Source organism: Burkholderia thailandensis E264 (assembly GCF_000012365.1).
GTDB lineage: Bacteria > Pseudomonadota > Gammaproteobacteria > Burkholderiales > Burkholderiaceae > Burkholderia > Burkholderia thailandensis.
On sequence record NC_007651.1, the window covers coordinates 1,170,755 to 1,195,639 of the forward strand.

The window sequence follows — 24,885 nt, forward strand, 5'->3', positions numbered from 1 at the left end:
GCATACTGATCGCCCGATCACCGATAACGATATCCGAGACGCCCCATGGCCACTCAAGCTCTCTTTCGCGAAGACGCTTATCTGACGCGTTGCGACGCGCTTGTCACCGCCGTCGACGAAGCCGGCATCCATCTCGATCGAACCGTGTTCTACCCGCTCGGCGGCGGCCAGGCGGGCGATACCGGCACCCTGACGCTCGCGGGCGGCGCGGCGCTCGTCGTTGCCGACACGCGCAAGGCGAAGTTCGACGGCGCGACGCCCGACGACGCGGTGCACGTGCTTGCGCCGGGGCAGGCGCCGCTCGCTTCGGGCGTGAAGCCGGGCGATGCGGTCGTCGCCGAAATCGACTGGGCGCCGCGGCACCGCCGGATGCGGCTGCACACGGCGAGCCATCTGCTGTGCGCGGTGCTGCCGTACCCGGTCGACGGCTGCAGCGTGACCGCCGAATACGTGCGGATCGATTTCGCGACGGTCGAGCCGATCGATCGCGAGCAGGTGGAGACGCGTCTTGCCGAGCTCGTCGGCGGCGCGCATCCGGTGACGACCGAATGGATCACCGACGACGAAATGGCCGCGCGCCCGGAACTCGTGCGCACGATGAGCGTGAAGCCGCCGATGGGGCTGGGGCGCGTGCGCCTGTTGCGGATCGAAGGCGTCGATCTGCAGCCGTGCGGCGGCACGCATGTGCGCAACACGGCGGAGATCGGCGCGCTGCGCGTCGCGAAGCTCGAGAAGAAAAGCGCGCGCACGCGGCGTCTCGTGCTGGAGCTCGCATGACGGCCCCGCACGCGAACGGCGGCGCGCGCGAAGCCGCGGCGCGCGATCGGGCGGCGCTCGATCCGCGCGCGCGCGATGTGCTCGATTTCTGGTTCGGCGCGCCGGACGATCCGGCGTTCGGCACGGCGCGCAAGATGTGGTTCGGCGGCGGCCCGGCGTTCGACGCGCAACTGCGCGAGCGATTCGGCGCGCTCGCGGACGCGGCGAGGGCGGGCGAGCTCGACGCATGGGCGCGCACGCCGCTCGGCGCGCTCGCGCTCATCGTCGTGCTCGACCAGTTCTCGCGCAACATGCATCGGGGTACGCCGCTCGCGTTCTCTGCCGATCGCGCGGCGCTCGCGCATGCGAAGGCGCTGGTCGCGTCGGGCGGCGACCGCGCGCTGCCGACGGGTCACCACCGCGCGTTCGCGTATCTGCCGTTCGAGCATGACGAGTCGCCCGACAGCCAGCGCGAGGCGGTGCGGCTTTGCGCGCAGATCAAGGACGAGGCGGGCTGCGCGGGCTATCACGACTACGCGCTGCGCCACGCGGTCGTGATCGAGCGTTTCGGGCGTTTTCCGCATCGGAACGCGATTCTCGGCCGACCGTCGACGGATGCGGAAGTCGCGTTCCTGAAGGAGCCGGGCTCGTCGTTCTGAGGGGGCATCGGCGAGAGCGCAGGCGGGCGGCGATGCCGAAGCGCTCGTGCCGTCGCGCGCGGAACGCCGGTTCGTGCCGCGCGCCGGCGCATGTTCGACGCGCGTTCGATGCATGTCCGATGCATGTCCGATGCGGGACCGATGCGGGGCTGATGCGAGGCCCGGCCGCCGGAGCCGCGAACGACGCGGTTCGCCGCGGCGCGCGGGCGATCGAAGCGTGCGCAGGCGATTCGCCTTCGATCGCGCGATGCATCGCCATGATTGCGTCGCTATCGTGAGTTCCATCGACGACGGGCGGTCACGGGCGAAGGCCTGACCCCCGTCTCCAACCTTGCGAGGCCGATACGATGTCCGAGTTGCTCGACCTGAGCGCTTGCTCGCTCGCCGAACGGTTCAAGAACCGCAGCGTGACGCCCGCCGACTACGCGGACGCGCTGCTCGATCACATCGCCCGGTGGGAGCCGCATCTGAATGCGCTGTGCCGCTTCGATCCGGCGCAGGTGCGCGAGCAGGCGCTCGCGTCGACGCGCCGCTGGGCCGCGGGTGTGCCGCTCAGCGAGATCGACGGCGTGCCCGTGACGATCAAGGAGCTGATCGCGACACAGGGCGATCGGGTGGCGCAGGGCTCGGCCGCGGCCGCCGACGCGCCGCCCGCGGTTGCCGACGCGCCCGCTGCGGCGCGGCTGCGCGAGGCGGGCGCGGTCGTGATCGGCAAGACGACGGTGCCCGATTACGCGATGCTGTCGTCGGGGCTGTCGAGCCTGTACGGCATCACGCGCAACCCGTGGCGGCTCGATCTGAATCCGGGCGGCTCGAGCAGCGGCGCGGCCGCGGCGGCGGCCGCAGGCTACGGGCCGCTGCACGTGGGCACCGACATCGGCGGGTCGATCCGGCTGCCGGCCGGCTGGTGCGGCATCGTCGGCTTCAAGCCGTCGAACGGGCGGATTCCGATCGATCCGTACTACACGGGCCGCTGCGCGGGGCCGATGACGCGCACGATCGACGATGCCGCGCTGCTGATGCGCTTCCTGTCGCGGCCGGACTGGCGCGACGCGACGAGCCTGCCGCCCGAGGCGATCGACTGGTCGATTACGCCCGCCGACGTGAAGGGAATGCGGATCGGCCTGATGCTCGACGCCGGCTGCGGGATCGAGCCCGAGGCGGAGATCCTCGCCGCGGTGGACGCGGCGGCCGAGCGCGTTGCCGCGCACGGCGCGCGGATCGTCGCGGCGCCGCCCGTGCTGTCGCGCGCGATGCTCGACGGGCTCGACCGTTTCTGGCAGGCGCGGCTGTGGGCGGATCTCGAGCGGCTGCCGGACGTGGCGCGCGAGCGCATCCTGCCGTACATCGTCGCGTGGGCTGGGCAGGGCGCGACGGTGTCCGGCGTCGATGCGGTGCGCGGCTTCGGCGCGACGTTCGAGATGCGCGCGGCGGCTGCGCGGCTGTTCCAGTCGGTCGACGCGGTGCTGTCGCCGACCAACGTCGTCACCGGCTTCCCGGCCGAGTGGGCGGGGCCGACCGACGATCCGGCGCGGCCGTTCGAGCACATCGCGTTCACGGTTCCGTGGAACATGGGCGAGCAGCCGGCGTTGTCGATCCACTGCGGCTTCGCGCGCAATGGGATGCCGATCGGCCTGCAGATCGTCGGGCCGCGCTTTGCCGACCGGCTCGTGCTGCAGCTCGGCCGCGCGTACGAGGCGTGGCGAGGCGAGATGCCGCGCTGGCCGGCGGCGCCGCGCTGACGCGGCTGAATGCGCGGCGCGCCGCGTGCCGCCGTGCCGCCGTGCGTGTGCAGCCGGTTCCTTCGCCGCCTTTTCGTTTGCTTGCCTGTTCATCGTGATACCGCCTGCGGTTCCGCCGTGCGTGACGCTCGCGCGGCTTGCGCAGCCTGTACGGTTTGTACGGTTTGCGCCGCGCCCGCGGCCGGTTTCGTCGTCGCTTCGATCAAGGACGCTTCATGGAAGACCTGCTTGAATCCGCTTGTCCACCGGCGCCCCGGCATCCGGCCGGCGCAGCCGACGCGGCCGGCACGGCTGGGTCGCGCGCCGCAGTCCGCTGCAACGTCGCGGCGGTTGCGCTCGGCAACGCGGTGGAGTTCTTCGACTTCGGCGCTTACGCGACTTTCGCGGTGATGATCGGCCACACGTTTTTTCCGGCGAAGAGCCCGTTCGTGAGCCTGCTGCTTGCGGTGTCCGTGTTCGGGCTCGGCTTCGTCGTGCGTCCGCTCGGCGCGCTCGTGATCGGCGCATATGCGGACCGGGCGGGCCGCAAGCCCGCGATGATGCTGACGCTCGTGATGATGGCGGTCGGCACGGGGGCGATCGCCGTGCTGCCGGGATACGAAACGATCGGCGTCGCGGCGCCGATCCTGCTCGTCGTCACGCGGCTGATCCAGGGGCTCGCGTGGGGCGGCGAGGCGGGGCCCGCGACGACCTACATTCTCGAAGCCGCTCCCCCCGAGCGGCGCGGCGCGTACGCGTGCTGGCAGGTCGCGACGCAGGGTTTCGCGGGGCTCGCGGCGGGGCTCGCGGGCTACGCGCTCACGCTTGCATTGCCCGAAGCCGACCTGTACGCGTGGGGCTGGCGCGTGCCGTTCGCGCTCGGCCTGCTGGTGCTGCCGATCGGCGTCTACATCCGCCGCCGGCTGTCCGACACGATCGACGCGCACCGTGCATACGGCTCGACGCGCGCCATCCTGCACGAGCTGAACGCGCGGCATCGGCGGCCGATCGCGGTCGGCCTGATGATCCTGCTCGGCAGCACGATCACGCAGTATTTCCTCAATTACATGACGACGTTTGCGCTGACCGAGCTGCATCTGCCGGGCGGCGTCGCGATGCTCGCGACGTTCGCGACGGGCGCCGCGCTTGCCGTGGGCTCGCTCGCGGGCGGCAGCCTGTCGGATCGAGTCGGACGCCGGGCGGTCCTGATCTGGCCGCGCGTGCTGTTGCTGCTGCTGATCTTCCCGGCGTTGCAATTGATCGTTTCGCGTCCGACGCCCGCAGTGTTTCTCGCCACGCTGACCGTGCTGTCCGGCCTGCACGGCATGAGCGGCGCGGCGCTCATCGTGCTGATCGCCGAGAGCTTCCCGCAACGCGTGCGCTCGACCGGGTTCTCGATCGTCTATGCCGTCGCGGTGTCGTTGTTCGGCGGCACCGCGCAGAGCATCGTCACCTGGCTCATCGGCACCACCGGCAATCCGATGGCGCCCGCCGGCTATCTGCTCGTCGCGAACGCGATCTGCATCGCGGCCGGGTGGCTTGCCGTCGAGACCTGGCCGAGCGGGCGCAACACGCGTTAGCGCGGCGTCCACACACCGCGTCGGCTTCGATCGTTGTTGTGCCGGCGGTAGCCTGAGGGAGAGGGCCGCAAGGCGGCCGGCTGGACGACGCGTCTGCTGGCCGCGCCGGCCGCGCCGGCCGCGCTGATCGCGCTGATCGCGCGCCAAGCCGGATTTCGCGGCGGCGTGGCCGAGCCGCACCGGCATGTCCGAATTGCACGAGAGCCGGCGCGAACCGGCGACGGCGAGTGCCGCGCTTGCTCGCCGGGAAAAGACCCTGCGCGACGGCTTGGGCCGTCGCGCGGCGGGCGTCAAGGACGGGCGATGGCGGCCGCGGCCGGCGTGCGCACGTAGACGCGCAGCATTTCCTGATCGTCGCCCGGCCGGGCGCCTGCCCAGAAGGGCTTCCATTCGACGTCGAGCGCGGGCGGGTTCGCACGCGTGCCCTGCACGATGAGCCACGTGCAGGCGCTCGCGTTCGGCCGGACGACGGGCTGGTGCAGCACGCCGGAGAAGTAGTAGAGCATCGGCGCTTCCGATTCGCCGAGATTGACGCTCGCCATGCAGTCGCCGTCGTTCCATTCGAGCGCGAGCCGGCGATTCAAATCTTCGAACACCGAACGATAGCTCTTCGCGACGTCGAGCCACGGCAGCAGCAGCGTGTAGACGAGCCCCCACGCGACGAGCGCGCCCATCGCCCACGACAGCGCGCCGCGCCACTTGCCCGCAAGCCGCAGCGACGGCATCAGGCCAACCCAGCCGATCGTGATCGCGAGCGCGGACAGCACGAGCGCGGGCTCGATCGGCATCGTCCAGTCGAGCGGCAGCCAGCGGCCGAGCCATTGCAAGCCGACGCGCGGACCGTTGCGATCGGACATCAGCGACCAGACGATCCACACGAGCGCCGCGGCCGTGCCGAACAGCAGCCGGCTCGCATGGTCCCACGCGGTATGCAGTCGCTGCGGCAGGCGCGGGATCGCTTGCGCGGCGACGAGCGCGAGCGGCGCGATGAACGGCAGGATGTACAACTGGCGCGACGTCGCTGAGATGTGCAGCACGACCATCCCGACGCCCGCGAACGCGAGCGGCAGCGCGACGTGCGGCGCGCGCCAGTCGCGCCAGAGGCTGCGCGCGAGCGCGACGAGCGCGAGCGGGGCGACCGGAAAGCCGAGCGTCAGCAGCGCGCGCCAGATGAAGAGCGGCTTGTCGTTTTCGGCGCCGAGCGTCGGCACCGAGAAACCGAAGAAGCGGCCGACGTTGTTTTCCCAGAACCAGACGAGGAACAGCGATTCGGAGCGCAGGAACAGCGCGGTCGGCCAGATCAGCGCGAACGGCGCGCACACGAGCGCGGCGATCGCGAGCGAGCGGAAGAACGCGCGGCTGCGGCAGGTCGGGTAGAGAACGAGCGTTGCGGCGAGCGTCGCGCCGAACACGAGCGGCACGAACAGGCCCTTCGACATCAGCGCGACGCCGACGCCCAGCCCGAACAGGGGGGCCGCGCAGCGGCTCGCGGGCTGCCGGCCGGGGGCGGCGCGGCTCGCGCCGCCGGCGTGCCGGATCACGAGTTCGAGCAGCCCGCAAAAGCCCATCGCGGTGCCCGCCATCAGCGCGACGTCGGTCATCAGGTCGTGAGAATGCTTGATAACGACGAGCGAGCCCGCGCACAGCGCGACGGTGCCGATCACCGGCAGTTCGAGCCAGCGCGCGGCGCCGGTCGCGATGCGCGCGGCGCGCGCGGTGAAGCCGAACGCGAGCGCGGCGAAGAGGGCGCTCGCGAGCCGTGCGGCGTCGTGCAGCGGCAGGTAGCGGGAAAAGAGCCACGCGAGGCCGGCGGCGACCCAGTCGTACAGCGGTGGTTTTTCGAGGAACGGCTGCCCCGCGTTGGTCGGCACGACGAAGTCGCCGCTTTCGAGCATGTGTTGGATGATGCCGAACGTGTAGGTTTCATCCTGCTTCCACGGATCGTGGCCGAGGATGCCCGGCAACAGGTACGCGCAAAGCACGGCCGCGGCGACGAGCCACACGCGCAATCCGGCGAGCGGCGTGCGGATTGCATCCGCGCCGCCCGATCCGGCGGCGCGCTCGCCGGCCGTTCCCGCGGCGCCGGGCGCGGCGGCCGCGAGCGCCACGGCGGGCGGCGAGTGCGAGTGATTGTCGGGCGAGCCGGCGCGATGCGCCGAAGCGGGCGTGCGCCGGCCGCCGGGCGAGGCATTTCCCTGCATGCTGGGTGATCTCTTCGTGTGTGGCGGCCGGACTGCGTGGGCCCGGCCGATTTCGGGCCGCGAGCGGGCGGGAGCGGTATGCGCGGCGTTCGCCGCAGTTGCCGTTAGTAAACCACGGGACTGTTACGAACGTTTACGCGAATTGTTGAGAAAAGCTTTAAAGAGTGCGGAGAATTGTGAAGTTTTGTATGCGGGCGCGGCGAACTTTCGTACCGCGAAACATCGCGGGCCCGGATGGCGCGGCGGCTTGCCGGAAGGAATGCGGCGGGCGATGGGCGGGCGGATGGGGGCGGTGAAGTCGTCCGATGCCTGAAAGTTCGGTGCCCTGATGCGCGGGATGGCCTGGTTCGCACGCGAGCGACGCCCGCCGGCCGACAGCGGCGCGCCCGATGCGCCGCCGGCCGCGCGTCAGCGCCCGCCGCCGACGTCGAGCAGCGCGCCCGTCACGTACGACGCGGCGTCGCTCAGCAGCCAGACGATCGCCTCGGCCACCTCGTCTGCTTCGCCTGCGCGGCCGAGCGGCGTCTGCGCGCCGAGTCGCTCGGCACGGCCGGGCTGGCCGCCGCTCGCATGGATCTCGGTCGCGATGAGGCCCGGGCGAACCGCATTCACGCGTACGCCGCGCGGGCCGAGCTCCTTCGCGAGGCCGAGCGTCAGCGTGTCGACCGCGCCCTTCGAACCCGCATAGTCGACGTACTCGTTCGGCGAGCCGAGCCGCGCGGCGATCGACGAGACGTTGGCGATCGCGCCGCCCATGCCGCCGCGATCGGTCGACAGCCGCCGCGCGGCTTCGCGCGCGCACAGATACGCGCCGAGCACGTTGGTGTCGAATACGCGCTTCAGGCGTGCGACGTCCATGTCGGCGAGCGGCAGCGACGGCGCGACGATTCCCGCGTTGTTGACGAGCGCGTCGAGCCGGCCGAACGCGGACTGCACCGCGTCGAACATGGCGATCACGTCGGTTTCGTTCGCGACGTCGCCGCGCACGATGCACGCTTGCGCGCCGGCGGCGCGCACCGCGTCGGCGGTTGCTTCGGCGGCTGCCGCGTCGCGCGCGTAGTTGATGCCGACCGACCAGCCGTGCGCGGCGGCGAGAAGCGCGGTTGCGCGGCCGATGCCGCGGCTCGCGCCGGTGATGAGGACGGCTTTGGCTGGCGGGTTCGTCATCAGCTTGGACCTCGACCCGGGCGGCACGCGCGTTCGGGCGGAAAAGGGAAAAGAGCGCCGCGACAGGCCCCGTGCTACGCGGCCGTGGGCGACTGCACGCGTCGCGGCCGGATGCTGCGCAACGGAACAGCCGGGCGAAGCGGTCGAGCGGGGCGGTTAAACGAAGTGGCTAACGAAGTGGTTAAACGGAGCCACTGGGCGAGGCGGCCAAACGACCCGGCAGACCTGCAGACCCGGCCAAACGCCCCGGCAGACGCGATGCGCACGAAGCGTCGAGCGCGCGCCGCCGCATCAGCAAAGGCCGGGCGAGGCCACTCGCGCGCTCACGCCGCGCGTCAACGGCGCGGCGCGCCGGCTCAGGCTTCCTGCTCCGACACGAACGTCCATTTGTCGCGCGCGGGCGGACGATACCGGACGAGCTGATCGATGAGCGCATCGGGCGCGGCGTCGATGCACAGCGCATCGAAATACGTGCGCTGCATGAAGCCTTCTTCGACGGTGTGCTCGAGGAGCGCGATGAGCGGCTGGTAGAACGCGTCGACGTTGTAGAGCGCGACGGGCTTGCGATGATAGCCGAGCTGCGCCCACGTGTAGACCTCGAAGAACTCCTCGAGCGTGCCCGCGCCGCCCGGCATCGCGACGAACGCGTCCGCGAGCTCGGCCATCATCTTCTTGCGATGATGCATGTCGGGCACGACGTGCAGCTCGGTCAAGCCGGTGTGGCCGACTTCCTTGTCGTAGAGCAGCTCCGTGATGACGCCGATCGCGCGTCCGCCCGACGCGATCACCTCGTCGGCGATCACGCCCATCAGGCCGACGCGTCCGCCGCCGTAGACGAGCGTGAGGCCGGCGTTCGCGAGCGCGCGGCCGAACGCGCGCGCCGCTTCCGCGTAGACGGGTTTCACGCCGTTGGCCGAACCGCAATACACGCAGACGCTCTTCATTGCTTCGCGTCCTTGCGCGGCGAACCGTCGCGCGGCGGCAGGTAATCGTGGAACTCGCGCTTCGGCAGCTTGCCCGATACGAGATCGTCGAAGATCTGCCGCGAGCGGCCGCGCAGATACGGCGCGATCACCGAGATCACATGCATGCTGACCTGGTGCAACTCCTCGCGGATCGCGTCCTGGTCGTTGTACTTGCGCGGATGCATCACGTACTGATACGACAGCCAGTAGGTGGCGATCACGGCCATGTTGGTCGCGATCACCTCGATCTCGGCGGGCGTCGCGACGAGCTCGCCGTCGGCCGCGAGCAGCTCGCACATCTCGCGCGCGAAGCGAACCTTGTGGCTGATGATCTGCTTGAAGTGCGTCTCGAGCGTGCGGTTGCGCGCGAGCAGATCGTTCAGGTCGCGATAGAGGAACCGATAGGTCCACATGAAGTCGGCCATGTACTGCAGGTACGACCACGTTTCGTCGATCGTCGGCCGATGATCTTCGGGAAAACGCAGGCGCCGTTCGATCTGCTGCTCGAACTGCGCGAAGATGCTGTTGATGATGTCGTCCTTGTTGCGGAAATGGTAGTACAGGTTGCCTGGGCTGATTTCCATTTCCTCGGCGATCGTCGTCGTCGTGACGTTCGGCTCGCCGATCTCGTTGAAGAGTTTCAACGACAACTCAAGAATCCGTTCGCGCGTGCGGCGGGGAGGTTTCGCTTCCATGTCGTCCGGCCCTGTGTTTGCCGGACAGGCGGGCGCTGCCAATATTGCTGCGTGAATCGTAGTCCGGCTCGGGTTGCTGTTTTGAAGGCTGTCAGCCGATTATAAACCGCTACCTTGCGCGTCCGGCGTATTTCGTCATCGGGGCATACCCGGCGGTGCTGCGTCGCACACAACTGCGGGACGCCGCGGCGCGCGCCGCCGCGCTCGCCGGCCGGCTTCCGCCGCCGCGACGCGTCTAGCCGGCGAGCCGGTGCCAGACGAGGGGGCCGAGTATGAGGCCCCAGGTGGTCACGCACGCGCAGAGCGCGACCGTGACGGCCGCGCTGCCGAGATCCTTCGCGCGCTTGGACAGTTCGTGGCGCTCGAGCGAGATCCGGTCGATCGCCGTCTCGACGCTCGAATTCAGCAGCTCGACGATCAGCACGAGCAGCACGGTGCCGATCAGGAGCGCACGCGACGCCGGCTCGACGGGCACGAACGCGGCGATCGGCAGCATGATCGCCGCGAGCGTGAGCTCCTGCCGGAACGCGCTCTCTTCACGGATCGCGACGCGAAAGCCGTTGTACGAATTCTTGAGCGCGTACCACGCGCGCATCAGCCCGCGATTGCCCTTGTACGGGTTGTGCGGCAGCGCGAGCGGATCGTCCGGGCCGAGCGGCTCGTGCGGCTCGGGGGGCTCGTGCGTTTCAGACGGCGCGAGGCGCACGTGGACGGCACGCGCCGCGCCGGCATGTGCGGCCGGCTTTCGCGGCGAACTGGCAGGAGGCGCTTTCGCGCGCATGGCTGGTTTCAAACGGCTGCGCCTTCGGTATGTGGGCTGGCGGATTTCGGCAGCGGCTTCAGGTGCGACGCGAACTGCTCGGACGCCGCGCGCCACGAGAAACGCTCGGCCCACTCGCGCGCGTGCCGCCGATCGATCTTCAGCGCCTCGAGGCACGCTTCGCGCAAGTCCTCGTTCATCGCGCCGGCGCCGCCGTTCCCGAGCACGTCGACGGGCCCCGTCACCGGATAGGCGGCGACGGGCGTGCCGCACGCGAGCGCCTCGAGCAGCACGAGACCGAACGTGTCGGTGCGGCTCGGGAACACGAACACGTCGGCCGCCGCGTATACCTTGGCGAGCTCCGCCTGCGTCAGCACGCCGAGGTAATTCGCCTCAGGATAGCGCGATTTGAGCTCGGCGAGCGCAGGCCCTTCGCCCGCGACCCATTTCGAGCCTGGCAGGTCGAGCTTCAGGAACGCCTCGACGTTCTTCTCGATCGCGACGCGGCCGACATACAGGAAGATCGGCCGCGCGGTGTTGAGCACCTTCGACTCCATCGGCCGGAAGATGTCGAGATCGACGCCGCGCGTCCACAGCACGACGTTGTCGAAGCCGAATTGCTCGAGGTCGTCCTTGACGACGGGCGTCGGCGCCATCACCGCGAGCGACGCGCCGTGGAACCACCGCAGGAAGCGATAGGTCGCCGCGAGCGGCACGCCGAAGCGCGCCTGCACGTATTCGGGAAAGCGCGTGTGGTACGCGGTCGTGAACGGCAGCTTGCGCGCGCGCGCGTAGCGGCGCGCGGCGAGGCCGAGCGGGCCTTCCGTCGCGATGTGCAGCGCGTCCGGCTCGAACGCGTTCAGGCGCTCGCGCAGCCGCCGGTATGGCAGGATCGACAGACGGATTTCGGGATAGGTCGGGCAGGGCACCGTGCGGAATTCGAGCGGCGTGACGAGCTCGACGCGGTGGCCGAGCGCGGTGAGCTCGCGCGCGGTGCTCTTGAGCGTGCGCACGACGCCGTTGACTTGCGGCTCCCACGCATCGGTGACGATCATGATTTTCATCGCAGGCAGTCCTCTGGGGGATCAGGCGGTGGCGGCTTTGGTCTTGCGCGACAGCGCGGCGGGCGGCGTGCGCATCACGGTCCAGTAGACGACCTTCAGCTCGCCCTCCATCGTCTCGACGAGCGCGGACAGGCTCTCGACCCAGTCGCCGTCGTTGCAGTACAGCACGCCGTCGATGTCGCGGATCTCGGCCTTGTGGATGTGGCCGCAGACGACGCCGTCGCAGCCGCGGCGGCGCGCTTCGTCGGTCATCACCGCTTCGAACGACGAAATGAAGTTCACGGCGTTCTTCACCTGGTGCTTCAGGTATTGCGACAGCGACCAGTACTGGAAGCCGAAGCGGCTCCTGATCCGGTTGAACCAGCGGTTGAGCACGAGGATCAGCGTGTACAGCGTGTCGCCGAGATAGGCGAGCCATTTCGCGTGCTGGATCACGCCGTCGAACAGGTCGCCGTGGACGATCCACAAACGTTTGCCTGCGAGCGTCGTGTGGAACGCCTCGCCGCGCACATGGATCTCGCCGAACGCGAGATCGCAGAACTGGCGCGCGGCTTCGTCGTGGTTGCCGGGGATGTAGACGACTTGCGTGCCCTTTCTCGCCTTGCGCAGGATCTTCTGCACCACGTCGTTGTGCGCCTGCGGCCAGTACCAGCCTTTTCTGAGCTGCCAGCCGTCGATGATGTCGCCGACGAGGTACAGATATTCCGATTCGTTGTGCTTGAGAAAGTCGAGCAGATAGCCAGCCTGGCAGCCGCTCGTGCCGAGATGAATGTCCGACAGCCAGATCGTCCGGTAGCGTTGCGAGGCGCTCTCATGGTCGTCGTGCCGCGTGGCGCTCGCGGTGGGAGGGCGGGCCGGCGCGAGCGTGTCGCTCGCCGCCGAGCCGGACAGGAAGGCGCTGGCGGCGTGCAGGCCAGCGGGATCACGAAAGAAGGAAGTCGCGGACGTTTTTTTGCCCATGCATGACTCGCGCCGATTGACGTTATCGGCATTGCGCCATGCGGGCGTGACTGTGCCATGACAGTCACGAGACGTTCTTATTACGGGGAATCAGCCGCGACGGGGCACGTCGACGATGCGGGTGCCGGCGAGGCGATCGTGCGGGAACTGGCGGCTCGGGTGCAGGCGCGCCGCGAGCGTCCACAGCACGAACCACACGGCCGTCGCGGCGATCGTGCGCGGCACGGAGAAGCCCGCGAGCGGATGCAGCGCGAGGGGCGGCAGGAACCACAGCCAGCCGAGCGCGTAGCGCACGAGCGCGCGGCCTGCCGACAGCGGCGCGCCGCGCGCCGTCTCGACGCGCAGCCGCCAGGTCTTCATCGGCAGCGTCTGGCCGCCGTGCGTCCAGAACCAGACGAAGTATGCGCCGACGACGAGCGCGATCCATCCGGCGAGCAGGTTGTGATGATCGAGGCCGTTGCGCTGCTGCAGCGTCACGCCGAACGCGAGGCCGGCGAAGAACGCGATGCCGAAGAGCAGCAGGCCTTCGTACGCGAGGGCGGCGAGCCGGCGGCGCACGCTCGGCGCACGCGACGGTTCGAACGGGAGCGTGGACGCCGTCACGAAGGCTTACGAGCCGTTGAAGAGCGACGGCGCCTCGGACGGCGAGACGGGCGTCGGCGCGGGCAGGGTGGCGGCGCCCGTCGTCGCGGGCGACGCCGGCACGGGCGCCGCGGCGGGCGCGCTCGCCGCGGGCGGCGCGATGCTCGCGGCCGGCGCGCTCGCCGGATGACGGCCGTGCGCGTTGACGAGCCGGTTGATGTCGCGGTCGGTCTTGCCGGTGGGCGGCGCGCTCACGACGGTCGGCCGGCGTCGGCGCTCGGCCGCGGCGAGCTTCTCCTTCTGCTCGGGCGACAGCTGCTGGTAAGCCTTCCACGCTTTTTCGCGCGCCTGCGCGGACAGGTCCTTCGACACCAGGTAGTTCTCGCGCGCGACGCGCCGCTGCTCGGGCGTCATCCGGACCCACTCGGTCATCCGCTCCTGCAGCCGTTTTTGCGCTTCAGGCGACATTTTCGGGAAGCGCGCCGCAATCTTCAGCCATTTGCGCTTGCGCTCGTCGCTGAACGAATCCCATTGATTCGCGAACGGCGCGAGCGCGATGTGCTGCTGGGGCGTGAGGCGCGCCCAGGAGAGCGGGCTCGACGGCGGCAGCGGCGGGAAGTCGGTCGACAGCGCGCTCGCGGCCGGCGCGATCGCCGGCGCGCTCGCCGCCGTCACCGCGGCCGGTTGTGGGTGAAAGCGCGGGTAGGTGGCGGCGTACGCGACGACCAGCGCGATCACGCAACCGAAAAAGACTGCCAATCCCCGTTTTTGACTCACCCGTGCGTTCCTCTTCTTGATGCGTTGACGTTAGTGAGTGTGCGAAAGGTACGCGTTGAACCCGTGGTCGAGGTACGCGGTAAGAGGCAGGTTGTCGCTCAGCATCGCGGCGTCGATGTCGGCGAGCTCCGCCGTGCGCTGCATGTCTTCCCAGTACGCGATGCCGATGAGCCCCGCGAGCAGCAGCGCGAGCGGCCACGCGCGCGCGAGCCGGCGCGCGAGCGACTTGCGAGGCTCGCCGGGCGGGCGCAGCTCAAGCGTGCCGGCGCTGCCGGCGAGCGCCGGCACGAGCACGATCGCGGCGTCGGGCTTCTTGCGCGCGAGCGCGGCGCGGCGCGCGGCGGCGAGCCGGTCCGTCGTCGCGTCGGGCAGCGAGGCCGCGCGCTCGTCAAGCGCGCGACGCACCTTGAGGGCGAAATCGACTTCTTCTTTCGTAGCGGGAGCGGAGCTCATAGCGTGATTCCTTTGGCCTTGAGCGCCGACGCCAATGCATGAGTGGCCCGGGAGCAGTGCGTCTTGACGCTGCCCTCCGAACACCCCATGGCGGCGGCTGTCTCGGCGACATCCATATCCTCCCAATAACGCATCAGGAAGGCTTCCCGTTGACGCGCCGGAAGCTTCTGGATTTCATCGTCGATGAGCGCGAGCACCTGCTCGCGCTCGAGCCGCGTCTCGCCGCTCTCGACGCCGTCGCCATCCGCCGACTCGAGCGTCTCGAGCGGGTCGAACTCGTCGTCGTCGGTGTTGTTCAGCGACGAGAACAGGCTGACCCAGGTGTTGCGCACCTTTTGTCTGCGGAAATAGTCGTGGATCGCGTTCTGAAGGATCCGTTGAAAAAGCAGCGGCAGTTCGGCGGCCGGGCGGTCGCCGTATTTCTCCGCGAGCCGGATCATCGCGTCCTGCACGATGTCGAGCGACGCGTCGTCGTCGCGCACCGCGTATGCAGCCTGCTTGAACGCGCGCCTTTCGACGCCCGCCAGAAAGTCCGCGAGTTCCTTGTCTGATGCCATTCCGTGAAGGTCTGCGCTGCGTTCTTGCGGCGTGAAAAGATCGAAGAAAATTCGTAAAACTCGCGGATGCTAACAAATTTTCGCGGCGCACGGCATCCTGTTCGGGCTGCCGGGCCGCCGCAAGGGCCGAGCGCGGCGGTTTGCCGCCGCGCCCGGCCGGGCGTTCGCCGCCCGAGCGCGAGGCGGTTGATGCGCCGCGGGATTTTCCGCTTGACCGCCTGCCGGCGAGCCGCTATCGTTGCCAGTTCGCAACATAAGTGATGGTCACATTTGAGGCCGGCCCATGAAGCCCGCCTTTCAACTGGACGCGCCGCTTGAACCCGAGCCACAAGCCCGGCAGAGAGCACCCGATCAATTTTTTGCCGAAAATTCGAAAGGTCAAAGATGAACATGCCCAGCGCGGAATTCTCCACGTCGGAATCCCTTTCCCCTCAGAAAACCGGCTCCATCGGCGCCACCGTGCTCATGAAGGCACTGGCCGACGAGAACGTCGAATTCATCTGGGGTTACCCTGGCGGCTCGGTCCTCTACATCTACGACGAGCTGTACAAGCAAGACAAGATTCAACACGTGCTCGTGCGCCACGAGCAGGCAGCCGTGCACGCCGCGGACGCGTACTCGCGCTCGACGGGCAAGGTCGGCGTGTGCCTCGTCACGTCCGGCCCGGGCGTGACGAACGCGGTGACGGGCATCGCCACGGCCTACATGGATTCGATCCCGCTCGTCGTGATCAGCGGCCAGGTGCCGACCGCGGCGATCGGCCAGGACGCGTTCCAGGAGTGCGACACCGTCGGCATCACGCGGCCGTGCGTGAAGCACAACTTCCTCGTGAAGGACGTGCGCGAGCTCGCGGAAACCGTCAAGAAGGCGTTCTACATCGCGCGCACCGGCCGGCCCGGCCCGGTCCTCATCGACATCCCGAAGGACATCTCGAAGACGCCGTGCGAGTACGAACCCGTCAAGAACGTGTCGCTGCGCTCGTACAACCCGGTCACGAAGGGCCACTCGGGGCAGATCCGCAAGGCGGTGTCGCTCCTCTTGTCCGCGAAGCGCCCGTACATCTACACGGGCGGCGGCATCATCCTCGCCGATGCGTCGCGCGAGCTGAACCAGTTCGCCGATCTGCTCGGCTATCCCGTCACGAACACGCTGATGGGCCTCGGCGGCTATCGCGCGTCGGACCGGAAATTCCTCGGCATGCTCGGCATGCACGGCACGTACGAAGCGAACATGGCGATGCAGCACTGCGACGTGCTGATCGCGATCGGCGCGCGCTTCGACGACCGCGTGATCGGCGATCCGGCGCACTTCGCTTCGCGTCCGCGCAAGATCATCCACATCGACATCGATCCGTCGTCGATCAGCAAGCGCGTGAAGGTCGACATCCCGATCGTCGGCGACGTGAAGGAAGTGCTGAAGGATCTGATCGAGCAGTTGCAGACGGCCGAGCACGGCCCCGACGCCGACGCGCTCGCGCAATGGTGGAAGGACATCGAGGGCTGGCGCGCGAAGGACTGCCTGAAGTACGACCGCGAAAGCGAGATCATCAAGCCGCAGTACGTGGTCGAGAAGGCGTGGGAGCTGACAGACGGCAATGCGTTCGTGTGCTCGGACGTCGGGCAGCACCAGATGTGGGCCGCGCAGTTCTATCGTTTCAACAAGCCGCGTCGCTGGATCAATTCCGGCGGCCTCGGCACGATGGGCTTCGGCCTGCCGGCAGCGATGGGCGTCAAGATGGCCCATCCGGACGACGACGTGCTGTGCATCACGGGCGAGGGCTCGATCCAGATGTGCATCCAGGAGCTGTCGACCTGCAAGCAGTACGACACTCCGGTGAAGATCATTTCGCTGAACAACCGCTATCTCGGCATGGTCCGCCAGTGGCAGCAGATCGAATACAGCAAGCGCTATTCGCATTCGTACATGGATGCGCTGCCGGATTTCGTGAAGCTCGCGCAGGCGTACGGCCATATCGGGATGCGCATCGAAAAATCCGCGGACGTCGAGCCTGCGCTCAAGGAAGCGCTGCGCCTGAAGGACCGCACCGTGTTTCTCGACTTCCAGACCGACCCGACCGAAAACGTCTGGCCAATGGTACAGGCCGGAAAGGGCATCACCGAGATGCTGCTCGGATCGGAAGATCTGTAACGGCGCGATGCGCTCGAGGCCGCGGGCGGCCGCCTTCACGAAGGGCGGCGCGGCACGCGGGGAGCGCCGCGCGATACGCAACGACACGGGATTATTCTGGAAGAAGCGAACATGAGACACATCATTTCCGTCCTGCTGGAAAACGAACCGGGCGCGCTGTCGCGCGTCGTCGGTCTGTTCTCGGCACGCGGCTACAACATCGAAACCTTGACGGTGGCGCCGACCGAAGACCAGTCGCTGTCGCGCCTGACCATCGTCTCCATCGGCTCCGACGACGTGATCGAACAGATCACGAAGCATCTGAACCGCCTGATCGAGGTGGTGAAAGTGGTGGACCTGACCGACGGTGCACACATCGAGCGGGAGCTGATGCTCATCAAGGTCAGGGCAGTGGGCAAGGAGCGCGAAGAAATGAAGCGGATGGCGGACATTTTCCGCGGCCGCATCATCGACGTGACCGAGAAGACCTACACGATCGAATTGACGGGTGCGAGCGACAAGCTCGACGCATTCATTCAGGCGCTGGACGCGGGCTCGATTCTCGAAACCGTGCGCACCGGCAGCTCGGGCATCGGCCGCGGCGAGCGCATTCTAAAGGTCTGACGCCGCCGCGACGAACGAGCCGGGTATGCCGTCAGAGCCCGGCCTCACTTACGAATTTCACTGAATTAGCGAAGGAACAATCATGAAAGTTTTCTACGACAAGGACGCCGATCTCTCCCTCATCAAGGGCAAGCAGGTGACGATCATCGGTTACGGCTCGCAGGGCCATGCACATGCGCTGAACCTGAAGGACAGCGGCGTGAACGTGACGGTCGGCCTGCGTCGCGGCGGCGCGTCGTGGAGCAAGGCCGAGAACGCCGGCCTTGCGGTCAAGGAAGTCGCCGAAGCGGTGAAGGGCGCGGACGTCGTGATGATGCTGCTGCCCGACGAGCAGATCGCCGCGGTCTACGCGCAGGAAGTGCACGCGAACATCAAGGAAGGCGCGACGCTCGCGTTCGCGCACGGCTTCAACGTCCACTACGGCCAGGTGATCCCGCGCGCGGATCTCGACGTGATCATGGTCGCGCCGAAGGCGCCGGGCCACACGGTGCGCGGCACGTACGCGCAGGGCGGCGGCGTGCCGCACCTGATCGCGGTCGCGCAGGACAAGTCGGGCGCGGCGCGCGACATCGCGCTGTCGTACGCGGCGGCGAACGGCGGCGGCCGTGCCGGCATCATCGAGACGAACTTCCGCGAAGAGACGGAAACCGACCTGTTCGGCGAGCAGGCCGTGCTGTGCGGCGGCACCGTCGAGCTGATCAAGGCCGGTTTCGAGACGCTCGTCGAAGCGGGCTACGCGCCGGAAATGGCGTACTTCGAGTGCCTGCACGAGCTCAAGCTGATCGTCGACCTGATCTATGAAGGCGGCATCGCGAACATGAACTACTCGATCTCGAACAACGCCGAATACGGCGAGTACGTGACGGGCCCGCGCGTCGTCACCGAAGAGACGAAGAAGGCGATGAAGCAGTGCCTGACCGACATCCAGACGGGCGAGTACGCGAAGAGCTTCATCCTCGAGAACAAGGCGGGCGCGCCGACGCTGCAGTCGCGCCGCCGCCTGACGGCCGAGCACCAGATCGAGCAGGTCGGCTCGAAACTGCGCGCGATGATGCCGTGGATCGCGAAGAACAAGCTCGTCGACCAGTCGAAGAACTAAGCTGCGCATCGGCATCCGGCCCTCGAATCGAGGGTCGGCATCAAAAAGCCGCCCGAAGGCACCGGAGCCGAGGGCGGCTTTTGCTATCCTACGGGCTTTGCAATTCACCGAAGAACGAACCATGAACTATCCTCATCCGATCATCGCGCGCGAAGGCTGGCCGTTCATCGCGATCGCGGCTGTCGTCGCGCTGTTGATCCATGCCGTCGGCGGATTCGGCCTCGCATGGCCGTTCTGGCTGCTGCTCGTCTTCGTGGTCCAGTTCTTCCGCGATCCGCCGCGTGCGATTCCGACGCAGGCGAACGCGGTGCTGTGCCCGGCCGACGGCCGCATCGTCGCGGTCGAAACGGCGCACGATCCGTATGCGAATCGCGAAGCGCTGAAGATCAGCGTGTTCATGAACGTGTTCAACGTGCACTCGCAGCGCTCGCCCGTCGACGGCGCGGTGCAGAAGGTCGAGTATTTCCCGGGCGCGTTCCTGAACGCCGCCCTCGACAAGGCGTCGGCCGAGAACGAGCGCAACGCGGTCGTGATCCAGACGGGTTCGGGCCACACCGTGACGGCCGTGCAGATCGCGGGCCTCGTCGCGCGCCGGATTCTCTGCTACGTGCGCGCGGGCGAGCCGCTGTCGCGCGGCCAGCGCTATGGTTTCATCCGCTTCGGCTCGCGTGTCGACGTGTATCTGCCGAAGGGCAGCCGTGCCCGCGTGTCGATCGGCGAGAAGGTGTCCGCATCGTCGACGATCCTCGCCGAGCTGCCCGAACAACAGTAATCGGGAAGGCGTATCGATGGCCGCATTCAAACCGCGCCGGCCGCGCAACGGCAATGCTCCGTGGCCGCGGTCGTTTCGTCACAACAAATCGGTCGCGCAGGACGTCGCGCCCGTCGAGAGCCGGCGCGCCGCGCGCCAGCAGTTCCTGAGAACGCGCGGCATCTATCTGCTGCCGAACGCGTTCACGACGGCCGCGCTCTTCTGCGGCTTCTTCGCCGTCGTGCAGGCGATGAACGTGCGCTTCGAGACCGCCGCGATCGCGATCTTCGCCGCGATGGTGCTCGACGGGATGGACGGCCGCGTCGCGCGCATGACGCACACGCAGAGCGCGTTCGGCGAGCAGTTCGACAGCCTGTCGGACATGGTGTCGTTCGGCGTCGCGCCCGCGCTCGTGATGTACGAGTGGGTGCTGAAGGATCTGGGGCGCTGGGGCTGGCTCGCCGCGTTCGTCTACTGCTCGGGCGCCGCGCTGCGGCTCGCGCGCTTCAACACGAACATCGGCGTCGTCGACAAGCGCTTCTTCCAGGGGCTGCCGAGCCCGGCCGCCGCGGCGCTGATCGCGGGCTTCGTGTGGCTCGCGACCGACAACCGCGTGCCGATGAAGCTCGGCTGGTTGCCGTGGGTCGCGTTCGTGCTGACGATCTACGCAGGCGTGACGATGGTGTCGAACGCGCCGTTCTACAGCGGCAAGGCGCTCGACGTGAGGCACCGGGTGCCGTTCGCGGCGATCCTGCTCGTCGTCGTCGCGTTCGTGCTCGTGTCGTCCGATCCGCCGCTGATGCTGTTCGGCCTGTTTGTGCTGTACGGGCTGTCCGGCTACGTGTTCTGGGCCTATATGGCGGTGCGCGGCCGAGCGAATCCGGCGCGCTCGTCGCAGCGCGAGCACTGACGGGCGTCTCCCGGCCGGGACGGCGCCGGGGGACGAGTCCGGATCTCGCGCCGGACGCACCGACGACGGCGGCCCGCCAGGCCGCCGTTTCTTTTGCCCGCACGCCGTGCGCCGCCGCGTGCGGGCCCTCGAGAAAGGTGCCGATTGCGCGCGGCGGGGAATGCCGCTATATTCTTCGGCATGACCGCATTTTCCCGCCTCTTCCCTCTTCTAGCCGGTGCGCCGCTACGCGCGCTAGCCCTAGCGCGCCTGCCGCGCTGACCGTTTTCGCCCTCCGTCGAGCTTCGTCTGTTGTCTAGCGTCGCCTGCGGTGGCGCGAGCTTCATCACGTGTGTTTCCCCATTCGACACCTGGAGTCCCCATGACAGACAAGCTGATCATTTTCGACACGACGTTGCGCGACGGCGAGCAATCGCCCGGTGCGTCGATGACGAAGGAAGAGAAAATCCGCATCGCGAAGCAGCTCGAGCGGATGAAGGTCGACGTGATCGAAGCCGGCTTCGCGGCCAGCTCGAACGGCGATTTCGACGCGATTCAGACGATCGCGTCGCAAGTGAAGGACAGCACGATCTGCTCGCTCGCGCGCGCGAACGACAAGGACATCCAGCGCGCGGCGGATGCGCTCAAGCCCGCGAACAGTTTCCGGATTCACACGTTCATCGCGACGTCGCCGCTGCACATGGAAAAGAAGCTGCGGATGACGCCCGATCAGGTGTACGAGCAGGCGCGCCTTGCGGTGCGCTTCGCGCGCAAGTTCACCGACAACATCGAGTTCTCGCCGGAAGACGGCAGCCGCTCGGACATGGACTTCCTCTGCCGCGTGCTCGAGGCCGTGATCGCCGAGGGCGCGACCACGATCAACATCGCGGATACGGTCGGCTACGGCGTGCCGGAGCTGTACGGCAACCTCGTGAAGACGCTGCGCGAGCGCATCCCGAACTCGGACAAGGCGATCTTCTCGGTGCACTGCCACAACGATCTGGGGATGGCGGTCGCGAACTCGCTCGCCGGCGTGAAGATCGGCGGCGCGCGCCAGGTCGAATGCACGATCAACGGTCTCGGGGAGCGCGCGGGCAACACGTCGCTCGAGGAAATCGTGATGGCCGTGAGGACGCGCAAGGATTACTTCGGCCTCGATCTCGGCATCGACACGACGCAGATCGTGCCGGCGTCGAAGCTCGTGTCGCAGATCACGGGCTTCGTCGTGCAGCCGAACAAGGCGGTCGTCGGCGCCAACGCGTTCGCGCACGCGTCGGGCATCCACCAGGACGGCGTGCTGAAGGCGCGGGACACCTACGAGATCATGCGCGCGGAAGACGTGGGCTGGACCGCGAACAAAATCGTGCTCGGCAAGCTGTCGGGCCGCAACGCGTTCAAGCAGCGCCTGCAGGAGCTCGGCGTGTCGCTCGACAGCGAAGCCGAGCTGAACGCCGCGTTCGCGCGCTTCAAGGATCTTGCCGATCGCAAGGCCGAGATCTTCGACGAGGACATCATCGCGATCGTCACCGAAGAGGAATCGGCGCTCGCGCAGGAGCACGAGCACTACAAGTTCGTGTCGCTCGCGCAGCGCTCGGAGACGGGCGAGCGGCCGCAGGCGAAGGTCGTGTTCGCGGTCGACGGCGACGAGGTGGCGGGCGAGGCGAGCGGCAACGGCCCCGTCGACGCGACGTTCAACGCGATCGAGACCGAGGTCGGCAGCGGCGCCGAGCTGTTGCTGTATTCGGTCAACGCGATCACGACGGGTACGCAGGCGCAGGGCGAGGTGACGGTGCGTCTGTCGAGGAGCGGGCGGATCGTCAACGGCGTCGGCACCGATCCGGACATCGTCGCCGCGTCGGCGAAGGCGTACATCGCCGCGCTCAACAAGCTGTATTCGAACGCCGACAAGCTGAATCCGCAACGCGCGTAGTGCGCGCCTCGCGCGCCCGGCGGCATGCCCGCCGCGCCGCGAATGAACGACGCCCCGCGGGCCGAAGGCCGCGCGGGGCGTTTTTGCTTGCGCCGCGACGGGCCGGCGCACACCGGCTCATGCGTCGACTGCGGCGCTTACTGCGCCGTCGGACTGCGGAAGAACCAGCGCAAGCCCGCGCCGCGCTCGTGATGAACCTGACGCCGGTAGTCGACGGTGATCTCGCGCAGCGGCGCTTCTGCGACGAACGCGTCGATCATCTCGCGCACGTCGTGGTCGATGTAGTCGGCGCGGGTCGCGTCGATGATGACGACCGCGCGATCCGGAATCTGCGCGAGATGGTGCTTGATCTGGACCTTGCCGAGGAACGACACATCCTTGCGGAACGACAGCAGGTAGTGGTCGTCGTGTTGCGCGAGCGTCGCCGGGCTGCGCAGGTTCGCGCAGGCGACCGCGAACACCGAGCACGCGAGGCCGAGCGCGATGCCGGCGAGGAGGTCGATCGCGAGCACGCCCGCGATCGTCGCCGCGAACGGCAGGAACGCGCCCGGACCCTGCTTCGCGACCGACGTGAAGAGCGCCGGCTTCGCGAGCTTGAAGCCCGTATGGATGAGGATTGCCGCCAGGCTCGCGAGCGGAATCAGATTCAGGAGCCCGGTGAGCGCGAACACGCTGACGACGAGCATCACGCCGTGCACGATCGCCGACATCCGGCTCTGCGCGCCCGCGTTCACGTTGACCGAGCTGCGCACGATCACCGAAGTGATCGGCAGGCCGCCGATCGCCCCCGAAATGAGATTGCCGACGCCTTGCGCCTTCAGTTCGCGGTTCGGCTGCGAAGGCCGGCGCTTCGGATCGATCTGCTCGACCGCTTCGAGGCTCAGGAGCGTCTCGAGGCTACCGACGACGGCGAGCGTGAGCGCGATGCGCCAGACATCCGGGCTCAGCAGGTACGAGAAGTTCGGGCCGAGGTCGGAGGTCTTCAGCGCGTCGCCGAGCGCGGCGAACGATGCGAGCTCGGGCAGCGCGACCCGGTGCTCGGCGGGCGGCGCGAGATTCGGCGCGACGAAGCCGAGCAGGACCGTGGCGCCGATGCCGAGAATCACGACGGCGAGCGGCGCGGGCACGAGGCGCACGAATGCGAAGCGGCGCATCGCGCGCGTGTCCCAGGCGGCGAGGAGCGCGAGCGACGCGATCGCGATCGCGCCCGACGCGAATATCGCATGGCCCGGCGCATCGCCGTCGCCGGACAGGCCGAGCGCGAACGGCACCTGCTTGACGATCAGCAGGATGCCGATCGCGGCAAGCATGCCCTTGATCACGGGCGACGGCACGTACGCGGCGAACCGGCCGGCCTTCAGCAGGCCGAACCCGAACTGGATGACACCCGACAGCAGCACGGCGAGCAGGAACGTCTGAAAGCTGCCGAGCTGCGCGATGCCGTCGACGACGATCACGACGAGGCCCGCGGCGGGGCCGCTGACGGACAGCGGCGAGCCGCTCAGCACGGCGACGACGAGGCCGCCGATGATGCCGGCCACGAGGCCCGCGAACGGCTCTACGCCGGATGCGTTGGCGATTCCGAGGCAGAGCGGCAGCGCGACGAGGAACACGACGATGCCGGCCACGAAGTCGCGCGGAAACGTGGAAAAGGAAGCGCGTAGATTCTTCATAGTGATCGGAGAAAAACGGGTTGAGACTTTAGGGGGGGGCGGCACCGGCCGGTCAGGCGGCCGCGGCTTCCGCGCGTTCGGCTTGCGGCGCCTGAACGGCCGCCGCATAGCCAGATGCGAGCTCCTTGAGGCGGCCGTCGGCGAGCGAGAAGATCCAGCCGTGCACGAGCGGGGCGGGGGCGGCGTCGCGGATGATCGGCGAGTTGCGCAGCAGGCGGACCTGTTCGAGCACGTTGAGCTCGGCGAGCCGGTCGGCGGCCTCGTCGGGCGGCACGCCGTCGAGTACAGCGCGATGGCGTCCGGCGAGCGCGCACAGCGGCGCGATCCGGCGGTTCACGTGCGGCAGCTCGGGCGACGGCGGCAAGAGCGACGCGCGCACGCCGCCGCAGCCGTAGTGGCCGCACACGATCACGTGGTCGACCTTCAGTACCTTGACCGCATATTCGAGCACGCTTGCGCAGTTGTCGTCGTCGGGCTCGAAGATGTTCGCAATGTTTCGATGAACGAATAGTTCGCCTGGCGCACTCTGTGTGATGGCCTCCGCCGGCACGCGGCTGTCGGCGCAGCCGATCCACAGTACGCGCGGGTTCTGGCCGCGCGACAGCGCGTCGAAGAAGTCGGGCGAGCGCTCGGACGTCTCGCGAGCCCAGGCGATATTGGCGACAAGCATGCTTTTCGGGCGATTCATTCAGGATTCCTTCTTATGCGTGCGATGGCGGCGACGCAAAGATGCATCGTCGCAGAATCAATGGCTTTCTAAACTGAAAGGTTGTTGTGAGTGATATTAGGGGGAACTTGTAATCGGAAGTTCAATTTGAAATATTCTGTTGCAAATTATTTTTAAGGTCGGAATGATTGCACCAATCGCGAATGTCGAGCTGTCGTAAAGGGTGCA

General features: G+C 68.0%; 23 protein-coding genes. 10 read left to right on the plus strand and 13 right to left on the minus strand.

Annotated features, from left to right (window positions below):
* The first annotated feature begins 45 nt into the window (after positions 1-45).
* The 4 genes from BTH_RS17465 (at position 46) to BTH_RS17485 (ending at position 4,716) form a co-directional block, all read left to right on the plus strand.
* Entirely contained in the window at positions 46-777 is a 732-nt protein-coding gene (locus tag BTH_RS17465) for an alanyl-tRNA editing protein (protein ID WP_009892239.1), read from the plus strand.
* Positions 774-1,415 (plus strand): DUF924 family protein, encoded by a 642-nt coding sequence (locus tag BTH_RS17470; protein WP_009892237.1) that lies wholly within the window; start codon positions 774-776, stop codon positions 1,413-1,415. Before BTH_RS17465 ends, BTH_RS17470 begins: the two co-directional genes overlap by 4 nt.
* Before the next feature lie 347 nt (positions 1,416-1,762).
* On the plus strand, positions 1,763-3,157 hold the full coding sequence (locus BTH_RS17480; protein WP_009892233.1) for an amidase: 1,395 nt from the start codon (positions 1,763-1,765) through the stop codon (positions 3,155-3,157).
* A 215-nt stretch (positions 3,158-3,372) separates the two neighbouring features.
* Complete coding sequence (locus BTH_RS17485; protein ID WP_009892231.1) at positions 3,373-4,716, plus strand: MFS transporter; 1,344 nt, start codon at positions 3,373-3,375, stop codon at positions 4,714-4,716.
* 290 nt (positions 4,717-5,006) lie between these two features.
* Here the strand turns inward: BTH_RS17485 and BTH_RS17490 are convergent, their stop codons facing one another.
* The 11 genes from BTH_RS17490 to BTH_RS17540 form a co-directional block, all read right to left on the minus strand.
* The gene (locus tag BTH_RS17490; protein ID WP_009892225.1) at positions 5,007-6,917 is read right to left on the minus strand and encodes an ArnT family glycosyltransferase; all 1,911 of its coding nucleotides are present in this window, start codon (positions 6,915-6,917) and stop codon (positions 5,007-5,009) included.
* Between the two features lie 408 nt (positions 6,918-7,325).
* Positions 7,326-8,084 (minus strand): SDR family oxidoreductase, encoded by a 759-nt coding sequence (locus BTH_RS17495; RefSeq protein WP_009892223.1) that lies wholly within the window; start codon positions 8,082-8,084, stop codon positions 7,326-7,328.
* 356 nt (positions 8,085-8,440) lie between these two features.
* Positions 8,441-9,028, minus strand: coding sequence for a TIGR00730 family Rossman fold protein (locus BTH_RS17500; RefSeq protein WP_009892221.1), 588 nt, complete (start codon positions 9,026-9,028; stop codon positions 8,441-8,443).
* On the minus strand, positions 9,025-9,744 hold the full coding sequence (locus tag BTH_RS17505) for a TetR/AcrR family transcriptional regulator (RefSeq protein WP_006025081.1): 720 nt from the start codon (positions 9,742-9,744) through the stop codon (positions 9,025-9,027). The genes BTH_RS17500 and BTH_RS17505 overlap by 4 nt, the downstream gene beginning before the upstream one ends.
* 235 nt (positions 9,745-9,979) lie before the next feature.
* Positions 9,980-10,525: a diacylglycerol kinase gene (locus BTH_RS17510; RefSeq protein WP_009892219.1), complete on the minus strand. Its 546-nt coding sequence runs from the start codon at positions 10,523-10,525 to the stop codon at positions 9,980-9,982.
* Positions 10,526-10,533: 8 nt separating this feature from the next.
* A complete protein-coding gene (locus tag BTH_RS17515) occupies positions 10,534-11,568 on the minus strand; it encodes a glycosyltransferase family 4 protein (protein WP_009892218.1) in 1,035 nt (344 codons plus the stop codon).
* 21 nt (positions 11,569-11,589) lie between these two features.
* Positions 11,590-12,528, minus strand: a complete 939-nt coding sequence (locus BTH_RS17520; protein ID WP_009892217.1) for a UDP-2,3-diacylglucosamine diphosphatase — start codon at positions 12,526-12,528, stop codon at positions 11,590-11,592.
* Between the two features lie 90 nt (positions 12,529-12,618).
* Positions 12,619-13,131 carry an RDD family protein gene (locus BTH_RS17525; protein WP_009892215.1) on the minus strand — a complete coding sequence of 171 codons (513 nt, stop codon included), beginning with the start codon at positions 13,129-13,131 and terminating at the stop codon, positions 12,619-12,621.
* Between the two features lie 6 nt (positions 13,132-13,137).
* Positions 13,138-13,887, minus strand: a complete 750-nt coding sequence (locus BTH_RS17530; RefSeq protein WP_025369477.1) for a DUF3106 domain-containing protein — start codon at positions 13,885-13,887, stop codon at positions 13,138-13,140.
* Positions 13,888-13,917: 30 nt separating this feature from the next.
* Entirely contained in the window at positions 13,918-14,340 is a 423-nt protein-coding gene (locus BTH_RS17535; protein WP_009892213.1) for a DUF3619 family protein, read from the minus strand.
* On the minus strand, positions 14,337-14,897 hold the full coding sequence (locus BTH_RS17540; protein WP_009892212.1) for an RNA polymerase sigma factor: 561 nt from the start codon (positions 14,895-14,897) through the stop codon (positions 14,337-14,339). The genes BTH_RS17535 and BTH_RS17540 overlap by 4 nt, the downstream gene beginning before the upstream one ends.
* 384 nt (positions 14,898-15,281) lie before the next feature.
* Here BTH_RS17540 and BTH_RS17545 point away from each other — a divergent pair, with 384 nt between their 5' ends.
* The 6 genes from BTH_RS17545 to BTH_RS17570 all read left to right on the plus strand — a co-directional run bounded on the left by BTH_RS17545 (position 15,282) and on the right by BTH_RS17570 (position 22,317).
* The gene (locus BTH_RS17545) at positions 15,282-17,045 is read left to right on the plus strand and encodes an acetolactate synthase 3 catalytic subunit (RefSeq protein ID WP_009892211.1); all 1,764 of its coding nucleotides are present in this window, start codon (positions 15,282-15,284) and stop codon (positions 17,043-17,045) included.
* A 111-nt stretch (positions 17,046-17,156) separates the two neighbouring features.
* Complete coding sequence (gene ilvN, locus BTH_RS17550) at positions 17,157-17,648, plus strand: acetolactate synthase small subunit (protein ID WP_004186134.1); 492 nt, start codon at positions 17,157-17,159, stop codon at positions 17,646-17,648.
* Positions 17,649-17,730: 82 nt separating this feature from the next.
* Positions 17,731-18,747, plus strand: coding sequence for a ketol-acid reductoisomerase (gene ilvC / locus BTH_RS17555; protein WP_009892208.1), 1,017 nt, complete (start codon positions 17,731-17,733; stop codon positions 18,745-18,747).
* Positions 18,748-18,868: 121 nt separating this feature from the next.
* Positions 18,869-19,519 (plus strand): phosphatidylserine decarboxylase, encoded by a 651-nt coding sequence (locus BTH_RS17560; RefSeq protein WP_009892205.1) that lies wholly within the window; start codon positions 18,869-18,871, stop codon positions 19,517-19,519.
* A 16-nt stretch (positions 19,520-19,535) separates the two neighbouring features.
* Positions 19,536-20,408: a CDP-diacylglycerol--serine O-phosphatidyltransferase gene (gene pssA / locus BTH_RS17565; RefSeq protein WP_009892204.1), complete on the plus strand. Its 873-nt coding sequence runs from the start codon at positions 19,536-19,538 to the stop codon at positions 20,406-20,408.
* Positions 20,409-20,769: 361 nt separating this feature from the next.
* Positions 20,770-22,317 carry a 2-isopropylmalate synthase gene (locus tag BTH_RS17570; RefSeq protein ID WP_009892203.1) on the plus strand — a complete coding sequence of 516 codons (1,548 nt, stop codon included), beginning with the start codon at positions 20,770-20,772 and terminating at the stop codon, positions 22,315-22,317.
* Between the two features lie 137 nt (positions 22,318-22,454).
* Here BTH_RS17570 and BTH_RS17575 read toward each other — a convergent pair whose 3' ends face one another.
* A complete protein-coding gene (locus tag BTH_RS17575) occupies positions 22,455-23,990 on the minus strand; it encodes a SulP family inorganic anion transporter (protein WP_009892202.1) in 1,536 nt (511 codons plus the stop codon).
* 52 nt (positions 23,991-24,042) lie between these two features.
* Positions 24,043-24,678: a carbonic anhydrase gene (locus tag BTH_RS17580; protein ID WP_009892200.1), complete on the minus strand. Its 636-nt coding sequence runs from the start codon at positions 24,676-24,678 to the stop codon at positions 24,043-24,045.
* Positions 24,679-24,885: the final 207 nt, after the last annotated feature.

What these genes read in the sequence shown, in the direction of transcription:
- BTH_RS17465 (WP_009892239.1), top strand. Translation starts at nt 46, where the DNA reads ATGGCCACTCAAGCTCTCTTTCGCGAAGACGCTTATCTGACGCGTTGC.
- BTH_RS17470 (WP_009892237.1), top strand. Translation starts at nt 774, where the DNA reads ATGACGGCCCCGCACGCGAACGGCGGCGCGCGCGAAGCCGCGGCGCGC.
- BTH_RS17480 (WP_009892233.1), top strand. Translation starts at nt 1,763, where the DNA reads ATGTCCGAGTTGCTCGACCTGAGCGCTTGCTCGCTCGCCGAACGGTTC.
- BTH_RS17485 (WP_009892231.1), top strand. Translation starts at nt 3,373, where the DNA reads ATGGAAGACCTGCTTGAATCCGCTTGTCCACCGGCGCCCCGGCATCCG.
- BTH_RS17490 (WP_009892225.1), bottom strand. Translation starts at nt 6,917, where the DNA reads ATGCAGGGAAATGCCTCGCCCGGCGGCCGGCGCACGCCCGCTTCGGCG.
- BTH_RS17495 (WP_009892223.1), bottom strand. Translation starts at nt 8,084, where the DNA reads ATGACGAACCCGCCAGCCAAAGCCGTCCTCATCACCGGCGCGAGCCGC.
- BTH_RS17500 (WP_009892221.1), bottom strand. Translation starts at nt 9,028, where the DNA reads ATGAAGAGCGTCTGCGTGTATTGCGGTTCGGCCAACGGCGTGAAACCC.
- BTH_RS17505 (WP_006025081.1), bottom strand. Translation starts at nt 9,744, where the DNA reads ATGGAAGCGAAACCTCCCCGCCGCACGCGCGAACGGATTCTTGAGTTG.
- BTH_RS17510 (WP_009892219.1), bottom strand. Translation starts at nt 10,525, where the DNA reads ATGCGCGCGAAAGCGCCTCCTGCCAGTTCGCCGCGAAAGCCGGCCGCA.
- BTH_RS17515 (WP_009892218.1), bottom strand. Translation starts at nt 11,568, where the DNA reads ATGAAAATCATGATCGTCACCGATGCGTGGGAGCCGCAAGTCAACGGC.
- BTH_RS17520 (WP_009892217.1), bottom strand. Translation starts at nt 12,528, where the DNA reads ATGGGCAAAAAAACGTCCGCGACTTCCTTCTTTCGTGATCCCGCTGGC.
- BTH_RS17535 (WP_009892213.1), bottom strand. Translation starts at nt 14,340, where the DNA reads ATGAGCTCCGCTCCCGCTACGAAAGAAGAAGTCGATTTCGCCCTCAAG.
- BTH_RS17540 (WP_009892212.1), bottom strand. Translation starts at nt 14,897, where the DNA reads ATGGCATCAGACAAGGAACTCGCGGACTTTCTGGCGGGCGTCGAAAGG.
- BTH_RS17545 (WP_009892211.1), top strand. Translation starts at nt 15,282, where the DNA reads ATGAACATGCCCAGCGCGGAATTCTCCACGTCGGAATCCCTTTCCCCT.
- ilvN (WP_004186134.1), top strand. Translation starts at nt 17,157, where the DNA reads ATGAGACACATCATTTCCGTCCTGCTGGAAAACGAACCGGGCGCGCTG.
- ilvC (WP_009892208.1), top strand. Translation starts at nt 17,731, where the DNA reads ATGAAAGTTTTCTACGACAAGGACGCCGATCTCTCCCTCATCAAGGGC.
- BTH_RS17560 (WP_009892205.1), top strand. Translation starts at nt 18,869, where the DNA reads ATGAACTATCCTCATCCGATCATCGCGCGCGAAGGCTGGCCGTTCATC.
- pssA (WP_009892204.1), top strand. Translation starts at nt 19,536, where the DNA reads ATGGCCGCATTCAAACCGCGCCGGCCGCGCAACGGCAATGCTCCGTGG.
- BTH_RS17570 (WP_009892203.1), top strand. Translation starts at nt 20,770, where the DNA reads ATGACAGACAAGCTGATCATTTTCGACACGACGTTGCGCGACGGCGAG.
- BTH_RS17575 (WP_009892202.1), bottom strand. Translation starts at nt 23,990, where the DNA reads ATGAAGAATCTACGCGCTTCCTTTTCCACGTTTCCGCGCGACTTCGTG.
- BTH_RS17580 (WP_009892200.1), bottom strand. Translation starts at nt 24,678, where the DNA reads ATGAATCGCCCGAAAAGCATGCTTGTCGCCAATATCGCCTGGGCTCGC.